At 38.2% G+C, this 18,020-nt stretch carries 15 protein-coding genes; 14 read left to right on the forward strand and 1 reads right to left on the reverse strand.

From position 1 onward, the window contains the following. Window positions 1-51: 51 nt before the first annotated feature. Entirely contained in the window at window positions 52-1,197 is a 1,146-nt protein-coding gene (locus IGL70_RS04545) for a helix-turn-helix transcriptional regulator (RefSeq protein WP_002306298.1), read from the reverse strand. A gap of 206 nt (window positions 1,198-1,403) precedes the next feature. Between IGL70_RS04545 and IGL70_RS04550 the strand changes: the two genes are divergently transcribed. The 14 genes from IGL70_RS04550 to IGL70_RS04615 all read left to right on the forward strand — a co-directional run bounded on the left by IGL70_RS04550 (window position 1,404) and on the right by IGL70_RS04615 (window position 17,996). Beyond that, entirely contained in the window at window positions 1,404-3,608 is a 2,205-nt protein-coding gene (locus tag IGL70_RS04550) for a glycoside hydrolase family 3 N-terminal domain-containing protein (protein WP_104874016.1), read from the forward strand. A gap of 15 nt (window positions 3,609-3,623) precedes the next feature. Next, window positions 3,624-4,970 (forward strand): PTS sugar transporter subunit IIC, encoded by a 1,347-nt coding sequence (locus IGL70_RS04555; RefSeq protein WP_002302944.1) that lies wholly within the window; start codon window positions 3,624-3,626, stop codon window positions 4,968-4,970. Then, window positions 4,970-5,884 carry an ROK family protein gene (locus tag IGL70_RS04560; RefSeq protein ID WP_104874017.1) on the forward strand — a complete coding sequence of 305 codons (915 nt, stop codon included), beginning with the start codon at window positions 4,970-4,972 and terminating at the stop codon, window positions 5,882-5,884. Before IGL70_RS04555 ends, IGL70_RS04560 begins: the two co-directional genes overlap by 1 nt. Further along, complete coding sequence (locus IGL70_RS04565) at window positions 5,868-7,235, forward strand: glycoside hydrolase family 1 protein (protein ID WP_002332499.1); 1,368 nt, start codon at window positions 5,868-5,870, stop codon at window positions 7,233-7,235. The genes IGL70_RS04560 and IGL70_RS04565 overlap by 17 nt, the downstream gene beginning before the upstream one ends. A gap of 4 nt (window positions 7,236-7,239) precedes the next feature. Further along, window positions 7,240-8,205: an alpha/beta hydrolase gene (locus tag IGL70_RS04570; protein WP_104874018.1), complete on the forward strand. Its 966-nt coding sequence runs from the start codon at window positions 7,240-7,242 to the stop codon at window positions 8,203-8,205. Window positions 8,206-8,242: 37 nt separating this feature from the next. Then, the gene (locus IGL70_RS04575; RefSeq protein WP_104874019.1) at window positions 8,243-9,799 is read left to right on the forward strand and encodes a DUF5597 domain-containing protein; all 1,557 of its coding nucleotides are present in this window, start codon (window positions 8,243-8,245) and stop codon (window positions 9,797-9,799) included. Beyond that, on the forward strand, window positions 9,768-11,480 hold the full coding sequence (locus tag IGL70_RS04580; protein WP_010728268.1) for a DUF4091 domain-containing protein: 1,713 nt from the start codon (window positions 9,768-9,770) through the stop codon (window positions 11,478-11,480). Before IGL70_RS04575 ends, IGL70_RS04580 begins: the two co-directional genes overlap by 32 nt. Before the next feature lie 319 nt (window positions 11,481-11,799). Further along, complete coding sequence (locus IGL70_RS04585; protein WP_002306305.1) at window positions 11,800-12,837, forward strand: phosphate/phosphite/phosphonate ABC transporter substrate-binding protein; 1,038 nt, start codon at window positions 11,800-11,802, stop codon at window positions 12,835-12,837. A gap of 24 nt (window positions 12,838-12,861) precedes the next feature. Beyond that, complete coding sequence (gene phnC / locus IGL70_RS04590; RefSeq protein WP_002302937.1) at window positions 12,862-13,614, forward strand: phosphonate ABC transporter ATP-binding protein; 753 nt, start codon at window positions 12,862-12,864, stop codon at window positions 13,612-13,614. Window positions 13,615-13,625: 11 nt separating this feature from the next. Further along, window positions 13,626-14,423, forward strand: coding sequence for a phosphate/phosphonate ABC transporter permease (locus tag IGL70_RS04595; protein WP_081156825.1), 798 nt, complete (start codon window positions 13,626-13,628; stop codon window positions 14,421-14,423). Next, window positions 14,423-15,310 carry a PhnE/PtxC family ABC transporter permease gene (locus tag IGL70_RS04600; RefSeq protein ID WP_002331497.1) on the forward strand — a complete coding sequence of 296 codons (888 nt, stop codon included), beginning with the start codon at window positions 14,423-14,425 and terminating at the stop codon, window positions 15,308-15,310. The genes IGL70_RS04595 and IGL70_RS04600 overlap by 1 nt, the downstream gene beginning before the upstream one ends. A 26-nt stretch (window positions 15,311-15,336) precedes the next feature. Further along, on the forward strand, window positions 15,337-16,152 hold the full coding sequence (locus IGL70_RS04605) for a PHP domain-containing protein (protein WP_002306310.1): 816 nt from the start codon (window positions 15,337-15,339) through the stop codon (window positions 16,150-16,152). A gap of 94 nt (window positions 16,153-16,246) precedes the next feature. Then, window positions 16,247-16,741: a GNAT family N-acetyltransferase gene (locus tag IGL70_RS04610; protein ID WP_010728272.1), complete on the forward strand. Its 495-nt coding sequence runs from the start codon at window positions 16,247-16,249 to the stop codon at window positions 16,739-16,741. A 367-nt stretch (window positions 16,742-17,108) separates the two neighbouring features. Further along, a complete protein-coding gene (locus tag IGL70_RS04615) occupies window positions 17,109-17,996 on the forward strand; it encodes a polysaccharide deacetylase family protein (protein ID WP_113809447.1) in 888 nt (295 codons plus the stop codon). Window positions 17,997-18,020: the final 24 nt, after the last annotated feature.

Genomic DNA, 18,020 nt, shown 5'->3' on the forward strand with positions numbered 1-18,020 from the left:
ATAATTGATATTTGTTTTTTTATTAATTAGAGAATATATCATTTTATCTTTTTAATGGACGGAATAAGCATAATGTTGATCGCGATATTCTCTTGGCGTAAGGGAAGTTGTTTTTTTAAAGACTTGAATAAAATGGCTTTGACTCGCAAATGAAAGCAATACGCTGATTTCTTTATAACTCTTGTCCGTAAAAAGCAATAAATGTTTACTTTCATTGATCTTCCGTTCTTGGATATAGGAGTGGATCGTTTGTCCCATTTCTTTTTTGAATAAAGCAGAAAGATGTGTCTTGTGCTTATCAAATGTCTCAGCTAGCTCGTCAAGCGTTACACGATCGTAAATATGACTGTCTATATAATTGATCAGTTGCTTGACTAGCATGGATTTATCGGCTAGAGGCTGCTGATGGATCAGTTGCATGAAACGATAAGTCGCTTCTTTCATATATGTGTGCCATTCACTAGAAGAATGGATGCGGAACAAGCCTTGGATCAAAGCATCAGATAAACTGAAGGCCTGATTGATCGGGACTCCTTCATCGATACTAATACGCGTCAGGATGGCAACGAAAGCAGAGAACTTCAGCTTCAAACCTTCTAATTCATTTTCGGACAATTCGACATGATACGTTTCTTGCATCTTTTTAAAGAGCCAATCAATCTTTTCTGGCTGATTCCGTTTGATATACTCCGTGTATCGAAGCTCGAATTGATAAGAATCAAAAGTGGCTTCTTGCATCCGGCGGTCGTACAAACTGTCCTCTAACCGTTGATCCGTGGTAGATCGCTGCTTGATTTCTTTTTGGTAAACCCAGTGCAATTCCTCTTTTTTCAAGAGTTCGTGTGTTAGAAAAGCATAGGTAAGCTGGACGAATTCTTCAAAAGCTGCAGTTGTTTCTTTCGTATAGTGAATACCATAGTGATAGCTATGTCCTTTGAAAAGGAAAGTATCAGGAGATTCTCCGATCATACCGCAAGGGCCGATCAATAAGGAATAGGGCTTGCTGTCTGTAATAAAATCTAGTTTAGCAAACATAAAAGGAAAGTGATTAAATAAACATACGGATTGATTCTCTTTAGGCGAAATGAATTTTTCCATGATAGGCTGTATCTCCCATGAAATCTTCGGGTGGCAAACTTCGCCGCTTGAATCGAATAAAACCATGGGGATCAGATATTTTTTGTATAACAAATCCATTATTTTAGAAATCGCTGTCTGTTTCAATTATTTTCCTCCTGTCTATCCTTTTTCTTCCATTGTATCGCAAAAATAACATGTTGAATATTAATTTTTTCAGGTATCTCTCTTCTATTTTTATATAAAGTCTTCTTTTGTTGTATAACAAAGAAAATTTTATCGTTATAATTAAAAGTGTAAAAACGGTTACAAAAAAGGAGAAAATAATGGATGAAAAACAATTAAAGCAATTAGTCGATTCCTTGACAATAAAAGAAAAAATCGCACAAACTGTCCAGTTGAACGGCGACTTATTTACTGATAGCAATGTGATGAATACCGGACCAACAAAGGAATTAGGCTTTCCTGATGATTTTGATTTAAGTCAGATTGGTTCCATTTATAATATAAATGAACCTGAAAAACTAAAAAAAATCCAAAAAAAAATAATGGAAGAAAGGAATAAAAAAATTCCGCTCCTCTTTATGTCAGATGTTATTTATGGTTTCCGAACCATTTTTCCTATTCCGTTAGCACAAGCTGGATCGTATGATTTTGACTTGATTCAAAAAGCCGCACAAGAAACAGCGAAAGAGAGTTATTTAAGCGGACTGCATGTTCTATTTTCACCTATGCTTGATTTAGTAAGAGATCCTCGCTGGGGACGGGTGATGGAGTCTCCGGGAGAAGATGTGTATACTGCAAAAGAATTTGCTAAACACGCTGTCCAAGGGTATCAAGGAGACAATCTCCAGTTGATTGACAAATACCGAGTGGGCGCATGTATCAAGCATTTTGCAGGATACGGGGCTCCAGAAGCTGGGAGGGAATACAATACGGTCGATATGTCCAACCAACGTCTCTTCAATGAATATCTCGCTCCTTATCAAGCGGCAGTTGAAGCCAATTGTTTGCTAGTCATGACCGCGTTCAACGTTTTGAATGGCGTGCCTTCTACTGGTAATCGCTGGCTTAATCGGGATATTCTTCGAAAAAGGTTCGGCTTTAACGGCGTACTGGTATCTGATTATGCGGCTATTGAAGAGTTGCAAGTACATGGCTATGCGAAAGATCAAGCAGATTCAGCTAAAAAAGCATTAGAAGCCGGTGTGGACTTCGATATGATGACTTCTGTCTATGCCAATTCTTTAGAAAAATTAGCAGAAGAAAATAAAGAGATCTTGCAATTGTTAGATGAAGCAGTGTGGCGGATCTTAGATTTAAAGAACAAACTTGGACTATTCGAAGATCCTTATCGTGGGCTTGAAGAAGAGAACACGGGAGAAATCCTGACGGAAGAATCGAAAGAAATAGCAGTCAAGTTAGTGGAAAAGAGTTGTGTCTTGCTGAAGAATGAGGATACACTTCCATTAAAAAAACACCAGAAAATCGCAGTTATCGGTCCTTACGGCAAAAGTCGTCTGACGATTGGATTCTGGGCTTCTGTCAGTGGTAAACCTCAAGATAGTATTCCACTAAAAGATGGACTAGAACAGCATTTTTCAAAAGAACAGCTATTATTTGCAAAAGGATTCAACCTGTTTGATTCTTATGAACCATTTGGACCGTTAAAAGCTGGAATTGAACAACTGAATGGAACAATCGAAGACGAAGAAACATTATTCCAAGAAGCATTGGAAACTGCTGAAAAATCTGACGTGATTTTACTGACGATCGGAGAACAATTTTTAGAAAGTGGAGAAGGAGCTTCTAAAACTAACCTTCGATTGCCTGAAAAGCAAAAACGGTTGATCAAAGCGTTAGCAGCATTGGGCAAACCAATCGTGGGGATTTTATATACCGGACGTCCGCTTGTCCTAACGGAGATCGAACCTTATTTCTCTAGTTTGCTGCTCGTTTGGTATCCTGGAACGATGGGAGGCATCGGTATTGCCAATCTTCTTGCAGGAAAAGCAGCGCCAAGTGCTCGACTCAGCATGACTTTCCCACGGAGTGAGGGACAGATTCCAATCTATTATGCACATGCTTCAACTGGCCGACCTTTAGAAACAAGTACGCATTCCACTCGCTTTGTGTCCAAGTATATTGATGAATCCAATGAGCCACTGTTTGCTTTTGGCACTGGTAAAACGTATGGAAAAGTCGAAGCAAGCTGGCAGGAGATACAGGATCAAGAAGATAAGTTGCAACTTGTTTATGAAGTAATCAATCATTCAGCAAAACCAATAGAAACAGTTATCCATATTTATGTAAAGGACAAGACAGCTTCTATTGTGCAACCAGTTAGACTGTTGATTGCTAGTCAAGTCGTTTCTATACATGCAGATGAGAAAAAATCGATTAACTATACATTATCAAAAGAAGCACTTATGTTTTATAACAATCAAGGGGAAAAAATTTGGGAGTCTGGCGAATTTACTTTTTCTCTCTCGACAGTAGATTCAGAAGATGACCGTACAATTCAATTATAAAAAAGGAGAAGAAAGATGGAAAAATTAGAACAGTTTTTAAGTAGCAGACTATTGCCGATGTCGGAGAAATTACAAAAGAACAAAGTGTTAGCCGCATTGATGGAAGGGTTTATCCGAACAAGTCCAATTACATTAGGGATTGCCTTCATTACAATTATTGGTAATTTCCCATTTCCTGGCTGGATCGATTTTTTGAAAAATGTGGGGATTTTTCCTCATGTAGAAGCAATCACTAATGGTGCTACAGGTGTTTTCTCGTTGTATGTCGTATATAGTTTAGCTTTCTCTTATGCAAAACAATTAGGGACCAATGAACGGAATGCCTCGATCATCTCTTTGGCAAGTTTCATTATGCTGATGCCGCAATCCGTCATGACAACTGTCACACAAGATGGGAAAGCAGTTGAACAAGCTGTCGGTGCGTTACGATTGGATTATCTGGGCGGACAAGGATTATTTATCGGTATGCTTGTCGCTTTGCTCATTACCCGCTTCTATGCCTTCTTAGCTAAGAAAAATATAATGATCAAATTACCGGAAAGCGTGCCGCCAATGGTCACACAATCCTTGTCACCAGTATTTGTCGTTACGATCATTTTTGTTGTTGTATTTGCTTTGCGAGTATTGTTTGGCTTGACACAATCAGGAACGATTTTCCAATTCTTTATCGACGTAATCAATGCCCCATTGAACTCTTTAGTAGCGAGTCCGTTATCGATCATCATTATCATGGAATTATTAGCTGTTTTATGGTTCTTCGGTATCCACAATGCTGTTTTGCAAGGACCTTTAGGCGCAATCAGTATGACGATGGTCGTTGGGAACATTGCTGCCTTCCAAGAAGGAAAAGCATTACCCTATTTAGTTCCGTCTGTTATCTACATGGGGATGTACGCAGCTGGATTCATGGGATTCGTGACATTTTTCATGATCAAAAGCAAATCAGCCAAAATGCGCCAGTTAGGTAAATTATCTTTTGTTCCATCCTTATTCAATGTGACAGAACCATTGATGTTTGGGATGCCGATCATCTTGAATCCGATTTTCTTTATTCCGCAAATCTTTACACAATTGATTGCAGGATTCGTTACGTGGGGATTAACCACTACCATATTGCCGATTTCTTTGAATCCGACTATGTCGCTATTACCTTGGACAACTCCTACATTTGTGAAGATGCCTTTATCAGGCGGATTGAACTACACGATCCTAATGGTTATTTGTATGGCAATCGGTGTGGTGATGTGGTACCCATTCATTAAGATCGCAGATAAGAAAGAACTAGAGTTAGAAGCGGCGCTGGAAAAAGAAGAAGCAGAAACGAAAGCAGAAAAAATCATCAATGCAGAAGTCGAAGCATAATGAAGGGGAAAAGCATGTGGACATTAAGTATCGATATCGGTGGAACGTATATCAAGTCAGCTTTAATAATGGATACGCAAATAAGAGAAAAAAGACAAATAGAGACACCAAAAACAGATAAGGACAATTTTATCCTTGTCCTTGTCGAATTGATCCGTTCTTATCAGCAGATCGAACCCATTGAATTTGTCGTATTTTCTGTTCCTGGTGCGGTGAAAGAAGCGTCAACCGTCTTTTTTGGTGGAGCAGTCGCATGCCTGAATGAAGTCAATTTAAAGCAAGAAATAGAAAAACATTTGCCCGTTCGTGTGTTCGTAGAAAATGATGCGAAAGCTGCTGTATTGGGAGAAGCAAGTTTCGGTCATTTAAAAGGGATTGAAAATGGTGCAGGAATTATTCTAGGAACAGGCGTCGGCGTTGGACTTTTGCTAGATGGGCAGGTAAGAAAAGGACCCCATTGTCAAGCTGGAGAGGTTAGTTTCTTGATACAAGATCGTGGGATAAATGGGGCTGAATCATTTGCAGGGATCAATTTGTCAGCTGTTCGATTAGTAAAAGAACTGGCAAAATTATTTCAGTGTGAACCAGAAGGACCTCTTGTATTTGATTATCTATATCAAAAAGAAGATGATCAAGCACAAACTTTATATCGCACATACTGCAATCAAGTAGCGATTCTTTGTTTCAATATCCAGTGTTTGCTGGATTTGGACAAAATAATTATTGGCGGTGGAATCAGTAAACAAAAAAGGCTGATCAGAGATATCCAGAAAAACTATGAAGCCATCTTTTCTGTGTCGCCGATGATCGAACAAACGATTACGAAAATGACGATAGAAGCTGCCGCCTTTGAGTCTGAAGCAAATCTGATCGGTGCAGCGAAAGGAGTACGATTGAATGAGATTTCCAACTGATTTTTTATGGGGAGCTTCCACTAGTGCGTATCAAACAGAGGGAGCTTGGGATGCAGACGGTAAAGCGCCGTCTGTTCAAGATATGAAAGAAATACCTGACGGAACAAGTGATTTCAAAGTGGCGGTAGATCATTACCATCGCTTTGAAGAAGATGTTCGTTTATTTAAAGAGCTAGGATTAAAAGCTTATCGGTTCTCGATTTCTTGGAGTAGAGTCATGTCTAATGGAAAAGTTAATCCAAAAGGGCTGGAGTTTTATAAGAAACTCATTGCTTTATTGAAGGAAAATGAGATCGAGCCGATCGTGACGGTATTCCATTTTGATTTGCCTTATGAAATCCATGAAAAGGGAGGCTGGGAAAATAGGGCGACGATCCAAGCTTTCGCTGATTACTGCCAGCTGCTTTTTGACACATTCGGTCAAGAAGTAAACTATTGGCAAACAATCAATGAACAAAATGTCATGGCTTTAGCTGGTTCGATCATTGGTACAAGTAATAAATCAATGAAAGAAAAGTTTCAAGAAAACCATCATATGCTCGTTGCTCAAGCCCTAGTCACGAAAAATTATCATGATGGGAATTATCCAGGAAAGATCGGACCCGCGCCGAACATTGCCAGTGTATATGCTGCTTCTGATAAACCAGAAGACCAGTTGGCTGCAATGAATATGAGTGCTTTAAGAAACTGGCTGTTTTTAGATGCTGCGGTTTATGGTGTCTATAACCATAATGCCTGGCACATTTTGTCAAAAATCAATGCCTGTCCTGAAGTAACAGAAGAAGACAAAAAAATCATGCTAGAAGGTACATGCGATTATATCGCTTTTAATTATTACAATACCATGACTGTGTCAGCCTATTATCAAAAAGAAAACAAGATCGATCAGCAATCTGGCTTTGGTATCCCGGATTTCTTTCAAGCAACAACGAACCCACATTTGCCAATGACTGAATTCGGCTGGCCAATCGATCCAGAAGGGTTCCGTTATACGTTAAATGAGATCTATTCAAGATATCGTCTGCCGTTATTGATAACCGAAAACGGAATAGGAGCAAAAGACCAATTAACAGAAGATGGAAAAATCCATGACAAGTATCGCATCGACTATTTGAAACAGCATATCCAGCAAATGTATCTAGCAATGGAAGATGGTGTAGAGGTGATCGGTTATTGTCCGTGGAGCGCGATCGATTTGATCAGCACCCATGAAGGAATCGAAAAAAGATACGGTTTTATTTATGTTGATCGAACAGATGATTCTTTGAATACTTTGGATCGTTATAAAAAGGATAGCTTTTATTGGTATCAAAAATTGATTGCTGAAAATGGATTAAACGAAGAGGAGTAAGCCTATGCAGATCAATACGATGACTATTGACAACGAAGCCAATACGACTCTAACGGTTTATCTTCATGAAGAAAAACCCGAATTTCACCGTATTGACAAACGTCCGTTTATACTAGTGATTCCAGGAGGAGGGTATGGATTTTGCAGTGAAAGAGAAGCAGAACCGATTGCATTGAAATTTGCTGCTGAAGGTTATCATGCGGGTGTGCTGCGCTATCACGTTGGAGAACACCGTGATTTCCACAAAGCACTGGCGGATGCAGAAAAAAGCATGGATCTGATTGCCTTACTAGCTGAAAAAGCAAAAATCGATCAATCCAAAGTTGCAGTGATCGGTTTTTCTGCCGGTGGGCATTTAGCAGCCGCTTTGTCTACTTTGTCCGATCGAAAACCAAGTGCTTGTATCCTTGCCTATCCGGCTATTTTAAGCTCCTTTGCAGAAGCGATGAAGATCAAGGCTCCTTCTTTAGACATGTGTGTGACACCGCAAACGCCACCTACTTTTTTGTTTTCTACATTCGAAGATAATGTGGTGCCTATCGAGAATTCTATTTTGTATTTGAAAGCGTTAGAAGAAAACGATGTACCATTTGAAACACATATTTTTCAAAAAGGAAAGCACGGATTATCATTAGGAAATAAATGGAGTGGAAATAGTGAAGAGATGGTGGACCCACGATTTGCCAAGTGGTTTGAGCTTTGTATCGAGTGGCTGGAAATCATTTGGTCACAAGCCGCTGTAGAAACTACACAAAAAATAGAAGACGTTTGGCAAGTACCGATCAAAAATTTATACGCCATTGAAGCAAATCGTTCGATCTTACTTGAACATTTGCCATTTTTAGCCGATAAAAGTAGGTACAAAATCATTCGAAGTTTGTCCCTCAACCAGCTGTGTGAATTTTCGCCAGAGAAATTTACAAAAACAAAGATCAGTCAATGGGTAAATGAATTGACTTGGAATCTTTGAACTTTTCCATCAAAGAATCGATGATCGGAGGAAATAAATGAAATATGAAATAATCAATAAGAACAATCGGTTCTATTTTCTCATGGATGAAAAACCCTGTCTTCTCTTAGGGGGAGAAGTGCATAATTCAGCAGCTTCCACGGCACTTTCTATGGAAAAAAATATTTGGCCATTTGTGAACAATATTGGATTGAACACCCTGCTTGTACCTGTTTATTGGGAAAACATTGAGTCAATTCCGGGAATATTCAACTTTGATTTGATAGAAGCTCAGTTACAAAAAGCAGCTGAAAATAAGATCAAGCTGGTTTTTCTGTGGTTCGGTTTATGGAAAAACGGTTTATCTACTTATGTTCCTCCGTGGATCAAGACAGACACAGAAAATTATTTTAGAGTAGTCAACCAAAAGCAAGAGCAGTTAAATTGTATCTCACCGTTTTGCGAGAAAGCAATTGAAGCAGATTGTCGCGCATTATCTAGCCTATGTCAATTTATCAGTCAGCATCCGCTGAAAGATCAAGTATGCATGATGCAGATCCAAAATGAGGTTGGCTGTCTTGAAACGGCAAGGGATTACTCTAGAAAAGCACAGCAAATATATGGATCCACACTTCCAGAAAGAATCAGAGAATTATATCCTCAAGCAAACAGCTGGCAGGAACTTTCAGACGAGACATTCATGGCCTATGCCTTTAGTCATGCACTGGAAAAGATGGCATTAGAAGCAAAAAAATGGTTAGATATCCCGTTGTTCACCAATGCTTGGCTACATAAAGAAGGAAAAAGCGCGGGCGACTATCCTAGCGGTGGTCCTACAAAAAATGTATTAAACGTATGGGAAAAAAATGCACCTAGCTTAACGGCTTTTGCTCCAGATATCTATGAAGAAAATTTTCGGGAAATCATTCAAGATTATCAAATGATTGATCAACCCCTTTTCATACCAGAAACAAGAAAAGATCTAAGATATCTATCTAATTGTTTCTATGCATTTGGGAAAGGCGCACTTTTGTATTCTCCATTTGGAATCGAAGATCTTAGAAAAAGTACGGAAGCTATAATAGATGAGGATCAGGCTTTTTTGAAAGAGTTAGGATTAGACCAAGCGGCTTTTGATCCGACAGGAAGTTTGCCTTATTTTACTAAGTGTTATCAAATAATTAAAGAACTAACCCCGTTTTTAACGGATGAAACAATCAAGATCCATTCTTTTAAAAAGGAAAAGGACATGACGTATCAGTATCAAGATGAAAATTACCGATTTTTGATCAAATATTTAAGCAAAGACAAGAAAGAGCAGCTGAACACTGCTGGCCTCTTTTTTCAATTAGAAAATGATTATTTTTTTGCTGGATGTAACTTTGCGCTATTCCACGATGCAGTAGATGAAGAGCTGTGTTCAGAAATTTTGAATTTTGAAGAAGGATATTTTGAAGGAAAAAAATGGATCACAGAGCGTGTTTTAAATGGGGATGAGCGCTATACGCCATATATCGGTAATATGCCTAAAATCATCAAATTCTCTTTATATACCTATCCGAAAAAAGAACAGGAGGTTGTCCATGAATATCTTGCTGACGAACGAAACCTTTAAGCCATCTACTAGTATGTTTGCCCAAGAACCGGAGCCACTCGAAAATCTATCTGTTTATCGAAATAGTACAGCCGCATTTCAGTTATTGCTGCATGATGGGAAGAAAAACCATTACAGCTTAGACGATCAATTTACGATCCCAGATGCGATTGAAATACCTATATACCGAATAGAAATCAACTCAGAACTGCCCATCAAGTCGAATTTTATTGAATATTATTGCGGAAAAGACGACATTTTCTACGGAGATAAACTGTTAGAAGAAAAAGCACATACTTATTCTGGTGATCGCTTTACTCCTATTTACGTAGAAATCCCGGTTGATGGTCAACAAAAAACCGGCACCTATCCAATAGATATCACGATTTATCAAGCAGGAATAACAACAAAAGAAACAGTCATCGGACAGAAACGATTAGAAGTAACTGTAGAAGCATTTACTTTCAGTGATAAAGTAACTGACTCCTTCCATTTAGACATTTGGCAGCAACCTTCTAATCTTTCTCGTACATTCCAAGTGCCTCTTTGGAGTAATCAACATTTTGAACTGATTCAGACAATGGCTTCAACTTTAGCTGAATTAGGCCAAAAAACCATTACAGTCATTGCAGGAGAAATCCCTTGGAAAGGATGGTTCAATTATATTGTCAAAGATTTCCCAGCTAACTTGTATGAATACTCAATGGTCAAAGTTCTCAAAACAAAAGAAGGAAATATCCAGTGTGATTTTTCAATTTTGGATAAGTATTTAGCTTGTTTTTTTGAAGCAGGGATCGATAAAGAAATCGATGTGTTCGGCCTTTTAGGCGTCTGGCAGCCACCCTTCTTCCCTTTGAATAAAGCAGTAGAACATCCAGAAAAACTTGTGATCCGTTATTATGATGAGGAAATAGAGCAAATGGCATTCATCGAAAAACAAGAAGAGCTTAGACAATATTTCCAGCAATTGTTTACCTATTTTAAGAAAAAGAACATTTGGGACAAAGTTCGTCTCATGGCAGATGAGCCAAAAGCACATGAAATCGCTACGTTTAAAGAAGCTGTCAAGTGTCTAAAAGAAATTGAACCAACATTACAGCTGAAAGTGGCATTTGACAAGGAACCAGTCTTACAAGCCTTGATTTCAGAGATCGACTATCCAGTCACATCTTTTTATTGTACTTGTCAAAATTATGAATGGCTGAAGGAACAGTTTCCTGGAAAAACACAATACTACATCTGCAATTATCCAGATAAACCAAACACATTCTTGCACAGTCCCTTGACAGAAAGCCGCTTACAAGGAGCATTAGCTTATTATTTTGGAACAGATGGTCTGCTGAGATGGGCATATAACTGCTGGCCGGAACATGCAAGAGAAGATATTCGTTACAATACCAGTTCACTTCCAATTGGTGATTTGTGCTTGGTTTATCCATCTGTCTCCGGCAGCCTGCTCTTGTCTCTTCGCTATAAAGAACTGTATCGTGGTGTAGAAGACTTTTATCTGCTAAAAGAAGCGGAGAAAATAAACAAAACAAAAACAGACCAGCTCCTAGCTGATTTTCTTGGAGAGAAAAAGCCAGAAAACTGGATGGAAAACAGCCATCAGTCTGTGCAGAGATTATTCAATCAGTCTTACAGTCAATTCGATCAGTTAAGAAAGAAATTGATTGCGATCATCACAGAAACTTCTATTTAATTAAATAATAGTGAATAAAAAGCATGACCTGCATATTGCAGGGCATGCTTTTTATTTTTAACCGAGATAGGAAAGAATCCACCGTAAAAATATTTCCAGCACAGCGAGTTTTGTAAATCTTTGTTTAAACCAGTTTAGATCTAGCTAGCTGAAAAGAGACAAAGAACCTTGTTCCTGCTTAGATAAACTTTTGGGATAGAGAAATCACGAATTTACATAGTTTTTACAATCTTTATTTGAATTAAGAAAGATACAAATTAGAACTTTACAAATAGAGGGTACACTAAAGATGTAGCAAATAAATAAAAGGAGCTAAGATATGTTTGAGTTGAAAAAAATAGAAAAAACGATGGTGAGTATAGTATTAATAGCAACTCTAATGGTATTAGCAGGTTGTCGTTCGTCCAATCAGACAGTAAGTGGTAATCAAAACCAATCCTCTGATACGATCAAAATTGCTTTTTACCCTAATGAATCTGCTGCAGAGTTTGAACCGGCAAGAGAAGCGGTAAAAGCGGTGGTTGAAAAAGCTACAGATAAGAAAGTTGAATTAGTGACAAGTACAGATTACAACGTGGTCGTGGAATCTATTGCAAATGGACAAGTAGACTTAGCTTATATGGGTGCAGAAGGCTATATCGAAGCAAACAAGAAAAATGAGCAAGTAGAAGCCATATTGACCAATTCTGGGCCAAGCGGAACGCTGGAAGATGCGTTATATTACAGCTTTTTAGCGGTGAAACCAGAAAACAGCAAAGAGTATGAAGAAACAGGTGGCTATACGATTGATCCAATCAAAGACAAAACGATTTCTTTCGTCACGAATACCTCAACTTCTGGTTTTACTGTACCGAGCAACAAAATCGCTGAACATTTTGATTTAAAGAATACAGATGATCTTATCATGGATGGTCTATTCTTTGAAAAAGTGTTGTTTGGCGGGTCTCATCAAGGATCCATGATCAATTTATTAAAAGGCGACGCGGATGTAGCTGCTTTTATGAATATGCCGCAATATTTTGATGTGATCCAAGGAGAAGAAAACAAGGCAGGAGTCATTTACGAAGTAAAAAAAGATGCTCAAGCTCCTTTTGACACGGTACGAGGGGAACAAGCACAAGTTATTCTTTCCATACCGGTCTTGAATGGACCAATTGCAGCAAACAAACAGACGTTGTCTGAAGCAGATATTGATAAGATCATCAAAGGAATGACTGCTGATAGTACAGCTGAAAATAAAGCTATTTTTGCACCAAAAGATGCTGATGTCCCAGGTATGTTCACAAAAGAAGGAAATGAGCGGTATGTGGAAGTCTCAGATGACTTTTATGATGAGATCAAAGAAATGAACAAATAAGAAAAGACTGGAAAGGAAAGCCAAATGCTATTAGAAGTAAAAAACATCACGAAAACCTATCCAAACGGAAATCAAGCATTGCAGGATATTTCATTTTCACTTGAAAAAGGAGAATTTGTTTCGATTATCGGGCCGTCTGGGGCGGGAAAATCAACCATCTTGCGTACGATCAACCGATTAATCGAAGCAGATAGTGGTACGATTCGATTTGAGGATAGAGAAATGAATGAACTGAAAAGAAAAGAACTGCGAAAGAAAAGAAGACGTATTGGTATGATTTTTCAGCATTATAATCTTGTCAGTCGCCTTACCGTGATCGAAAATGTATTGCATGGCTGTTTGGGTTATAAAACAACACTCAGTGGAGCTGCTGGTCTTTATCGAGAAGAAGAAAAAGAACAGGCTTTTGATCTTATAGAAAAGGTGGATCTTTCGGCATTTGCGTACACTCGATGTGACGAATTAAGTGGTGGACAAAAGCAGCGGGTCGGAATCGCCAGAGCACTCATGCAAAATCCGGCACTCATCTTATGTGATGAACCAATAGCTTCTCTTGATCCAAAATCTGCTAAAACGATCATGGATTACTTAAAAAGAATAACCAATGAATTGGCGATTACTTGCCTTGTCAACTTGCATCAAGTGGAAACAGCCATCGATTATTCCGATAGGATCATTGGAGTGAATAGCGGAAAGATCGTATTTGAGGGAAGGCCATACGAGTTGACAAAAGAAAAAATAGAAACGATCTATCAATCTAAAAAATTATTAGTGTAAAGGATGAGAGAATGGAAAAAATAGAGGCAGAAAAATTTTTCAGACAACAAAAAAGATATCGCTTGTTTTATATTTTGCTGATTGCTTTTCTTTATTTTATTTCAGCACATGGCGTTGGATTTCGGGCAGGAACAGCTTTTTCTGCTGTGCCAAAAAGTTTTTTCTGGCTATTCTCCAACTTTATTCCGACAAGTGATTCCCTAGCCTATTTATCGATCATCATATCTAGACTCGTCCAGACGATACTGATGGCAGTGACTGCTACGACATCAGGTGCTATTTTTGCCTTGATAGCAGCTGTGATTGGATCAAGAGAAATCGGTTTGAATCGTTTCACAAAAGTGATCGCTAGAGGCATGGCGAGTTTTTTCAGAAATGTCCCTATTGTTGTATGGGCAATAATCTTGTTGTTAAGTTTCAAACAAAACGAGTTTACCGGATATTTGGCGATTACTTTTACGACATTTGGTTATTTGACCCGTTCATTCATGGAAACAATCGATGAAGTATCTGGCAGCGTCATTGAAGCGATGATGGCATCTGGAGCTTCCTATTTGCAAATCATTTGGCAAGGTGTTTTGCCGATGTGTTTGAATCAGCTCCTTAGCTGGCTTCTTTTTCTAATAGAAAATAATATTCGTGATGCTACGCTAGTCGGGATACTGACAGGGACTGGTATTGGTTTTTTATTTGACTTTTATTACAAAAAATTCCAATACGATGTGGTCGGGATGATTACGCTGACTGTCATTATTGCAGTTATCTCACTGGAGGCAATTTCGAATACAGTAAGGAGGATGATCCGCTGATGATGGATTATCAGACAAATGAAACGAATGCCATATTTAATCCAACCTCTTATTCAAAGGTGGCATTCAGGAAAAGAAATCAGAGGATAAAAGTTAAACTATGGCGTCAAGAACGGATCATTGTAAGGCTCATGCTGCTACTTTTATGTTTGGTTTCTGCATACACTGTGATCACAATGGATTACGGGAATGTCAAGTTAACAGAAGCAGTTTCTGCTTTTTTTTCCAATATGTTCAATATTTTCTTGCGTCCGCAGTTATCTGGAAGATTTACGACGTTTTCTTTAGTAGAAAGTCTTGGTATAACGATTGGTCTCTCTGTTTTAACAACTGTGATTGGTGCTTTTCTTGCTTTCTTTCTTAGCCTGTTAGCTTCCCGAAACTTAAGCAGTGGCTTTCTTTCCAATACGATAAGAGGGCTGATGTCTTTTATTCGAGCAGTTCCCACGATTTTATGGGTCATGATTTTTTCTATTTTGATCGGATTAGGAGCGAATGCTGCAATTATCGGGATGTCTTTTCACAGCATTGCTTATTTGACAAAAGTTTATTCTGAAAGTATTGAAGAAATGGAGTCTGGCATGATCGAAAGTTTGAAAGCGTGTGGAGCGAGCTGGTGGCAGATTGTTTTTCAAAGTGTTCTCCCTCATTGTTTCACGACATTGCTTTCTTGGACATTCATTCGGTTTGAAATCAATTTTACAAATGCGATTGCGGTAGGAGCTGCAGCTGGTGCAGGAGGATTAGGCTTTCAGTTGACGATGGCTAGTAACTTTTATTTTGACTTTCGAGAAATCGGCGTGATGGTCTATATGATCTTGACGATTGCTGTACTGTTAGAATTTATTTCTTTGAAATTAAAAGAAAAATATATTGTCAAAACATAAAATTTTATAGAAAGAGGAGAACGGGAATGAAGGCAGACTTACATGTGCATAGCTGCTATTCGAATGGTTTTTTTCATCCAAAAGAACTTTTGTCTTTAGCGACAGCTCAAGAAATAAACCATTTAGCAATCGTGGATCATCATACATTCGCAGGGATAGAAGCAGTAAAAGAAGTATTCTTTGAGTCGCCTGTTAATTTGATCGAAGGAATCGAAATTAGTGCTTTTGACTTGAAAAGACAAAAACATGTCCGCATATTGGGATATAATCTTTCAAATCGGAGCTATATCAAGCAGTTGTGCAGACCGTTACTTCATTTTCAAACCAATCAAACTTTATTTAAGTTAAAAAAACTGCAGGCAGAAGGTTATCATCTGAAGGAAGAGGAACTTTGGAAGGAAGCAGAGAAGGCAACTGCACTTTATCCCTGTCATTTATATCGTTTATTGAAAAAAAGAGGCTATGGTACACAGATGGACCATACGTTTTATCAAAAACTTATGACAGCAGAAGAAGTTTCTGATAATCGAAAAAAAATAAATGTATATGATGCCATAGAGGCAATCAAATACGGTGGTGGATTGACTGTTCTAGCCTGTCCAGGAAAATTTGATAACTATGATTTAATCCCAGAACTCGCTTCATTCGGGATTGATGGTTTGGAGAAGTATCATCCAGCTCATCGTATAAGAGACCTTAAGATCCTTTCAGATCTCATCAAAACATATCATTTTTCTTGTTTTGGCGGTTCTGATTTTCATGGAATAAGAGGGACTACAGGATTTGGCAGGACATTGATCACAGATGCGCGAGAATTTCCCGATCAACTACTCTATAATTGAATAAACTACCTGTTTCAGAAAAATGAAAAAATGATTGCAGCAACTAAAGATAATGATATAATAACCTCAACTACGTATGAGGGGATTGTGAACGATGATCAACTTTTCTTTATCACAGATCCAGGATTTGCCTAGAATCGTGGAAATTTACAATCAAGCGATTCCAACTCGCTTATCTACAGCTGATTTAGAACCAGTTACAATAGAATCGAAAAAGGCATGGTTTGATGTCCATCAATCAAAAGAACGTCCGATATGGGTCATGAAGATCGATCAAAATATCGCAGGATGGGTGAGTCTTAGCGATTTTTACGGGAGACCAGCTTATGCAAAAACTGCAGAGATAAGTATTTATATTGATTCAAATTACCGAAAACATGGATTAGGACAAAAAGCATTATCATTTGCTGAATCTCAACTTTTAGATTGTAAGATCGATACACTTTTAGCTTTTGTGTTTGCTACCAATCAAGCGAGCATCAACCTATTCCGCAAAAACGGATTTGAGCAGTGGGGGCATTTACCTAAAGTTGCAAACATGGATGATCAGTTGACTGATTTAACTATTTTAGGAAAATCTTACGAATAATAATAATGACCGCTTTCAAGTGTTTTTTACACTTGGAAGCGGTCATTATCATAGAATGTTTCAATTGAAAAGAGTAAAGTGAGGATGAATTTTTTTAATTATCATATTAATTAATCAAATAACAGTAAAAAAAAATCATTTTTATCTCATATGCCATTCATTTCTCATTTATCCTAGTATCAATGAGAAATAGCAGAAATTTCTAAAGAAATGTTAGCCCTTTATTTTAGGCTGAGTATTATCGAACGCTGATTTTGAACTAACTGACGATAATATAACAATAAAGTGATAATAAAGTAATTATAAAGTAGCAAAAAATTTGTTTCTTGAGAATTCTGCAAAAATAAGGATTAAAGGAAGAATGTGTATGTCAAAACAGTCTTTTTTAGTTATTGGGTTTATTGCTTTGCTAGGTATTTTATTTTTCGAAGTTACTTCGGTGGCCTCCTTGATCACCGAAGTGAAAGGACAAGCACATTCTTCGGAGCATTCGTCACAATCTTTCAAACAATCAGAACAATCAACCTTTAAAAGTCAATCAACTGAAACAGCTAACGTCAAAGAAGCCATTCAAGAATCAGCGAAAAAGGTACAAAGTCAGTCATCACAATCAACACAAGATAGTACAAAAACGAGCCGAGATACGGCTGTCAAAAGTATTGCCATCAGCTTTGATGATGGACCAGGAGCGACCACAACGCCGCAGCTTCTGCGAATCTTAAAAGAAAAAAACGTGCATGTCACTTTTTTCGTCTTAGGAGAAAATACGGCGCAGCATCCTGAAATCGTGAAGCAGACAGCTGAAGCAGGGCACGAGATTGGCAATCACACATACGATCATCAGAATCTGGCCACTCTTTCTGCCCAGTCGATGACGGAGGAAGTGACGAAAGCAGACACTGAGATCAAAAAAGTCACTGGTAAAACCCCCGCTTTTGTTCGTCCGCCCTATGGTTCTGTCACGAATGTAGGAGCAACGATCATCCAGCGACCGATCATCGAATGGTCTGTTGATTCAGAAGATTGGAAGACAAGAAATCCTGATTTGATTTTGCAGAAGATCCAAGCAACAGTATACGATGGGGCAATTATTTTATTCCATGATATCTATCCTGAAACGATTCGTTCCGTTCCTCAAGTGATCGATTATCTGAAAGAGCAAAGCTATCGCATCACGACAGTGGGGGATTTATTAGGACATCCAACGGCTGTCGAGAACTACTATGGCAGAAACGATCATCGGCCAGTTCAGTAAATAAATTATTTTTCGAAAAAGCTA

Origin of the sequence: Enterococcus sp. DIV0901a, assembly GCF_051711525.1 — a bacterium.
In the GTDB taxonomy this organism is placed as follows: Bacteria; Bacillota; Bacilli; order Lactobacillales; family Enterococcaceae; genus Enterococcus_B; species Enterococcus_B faecium.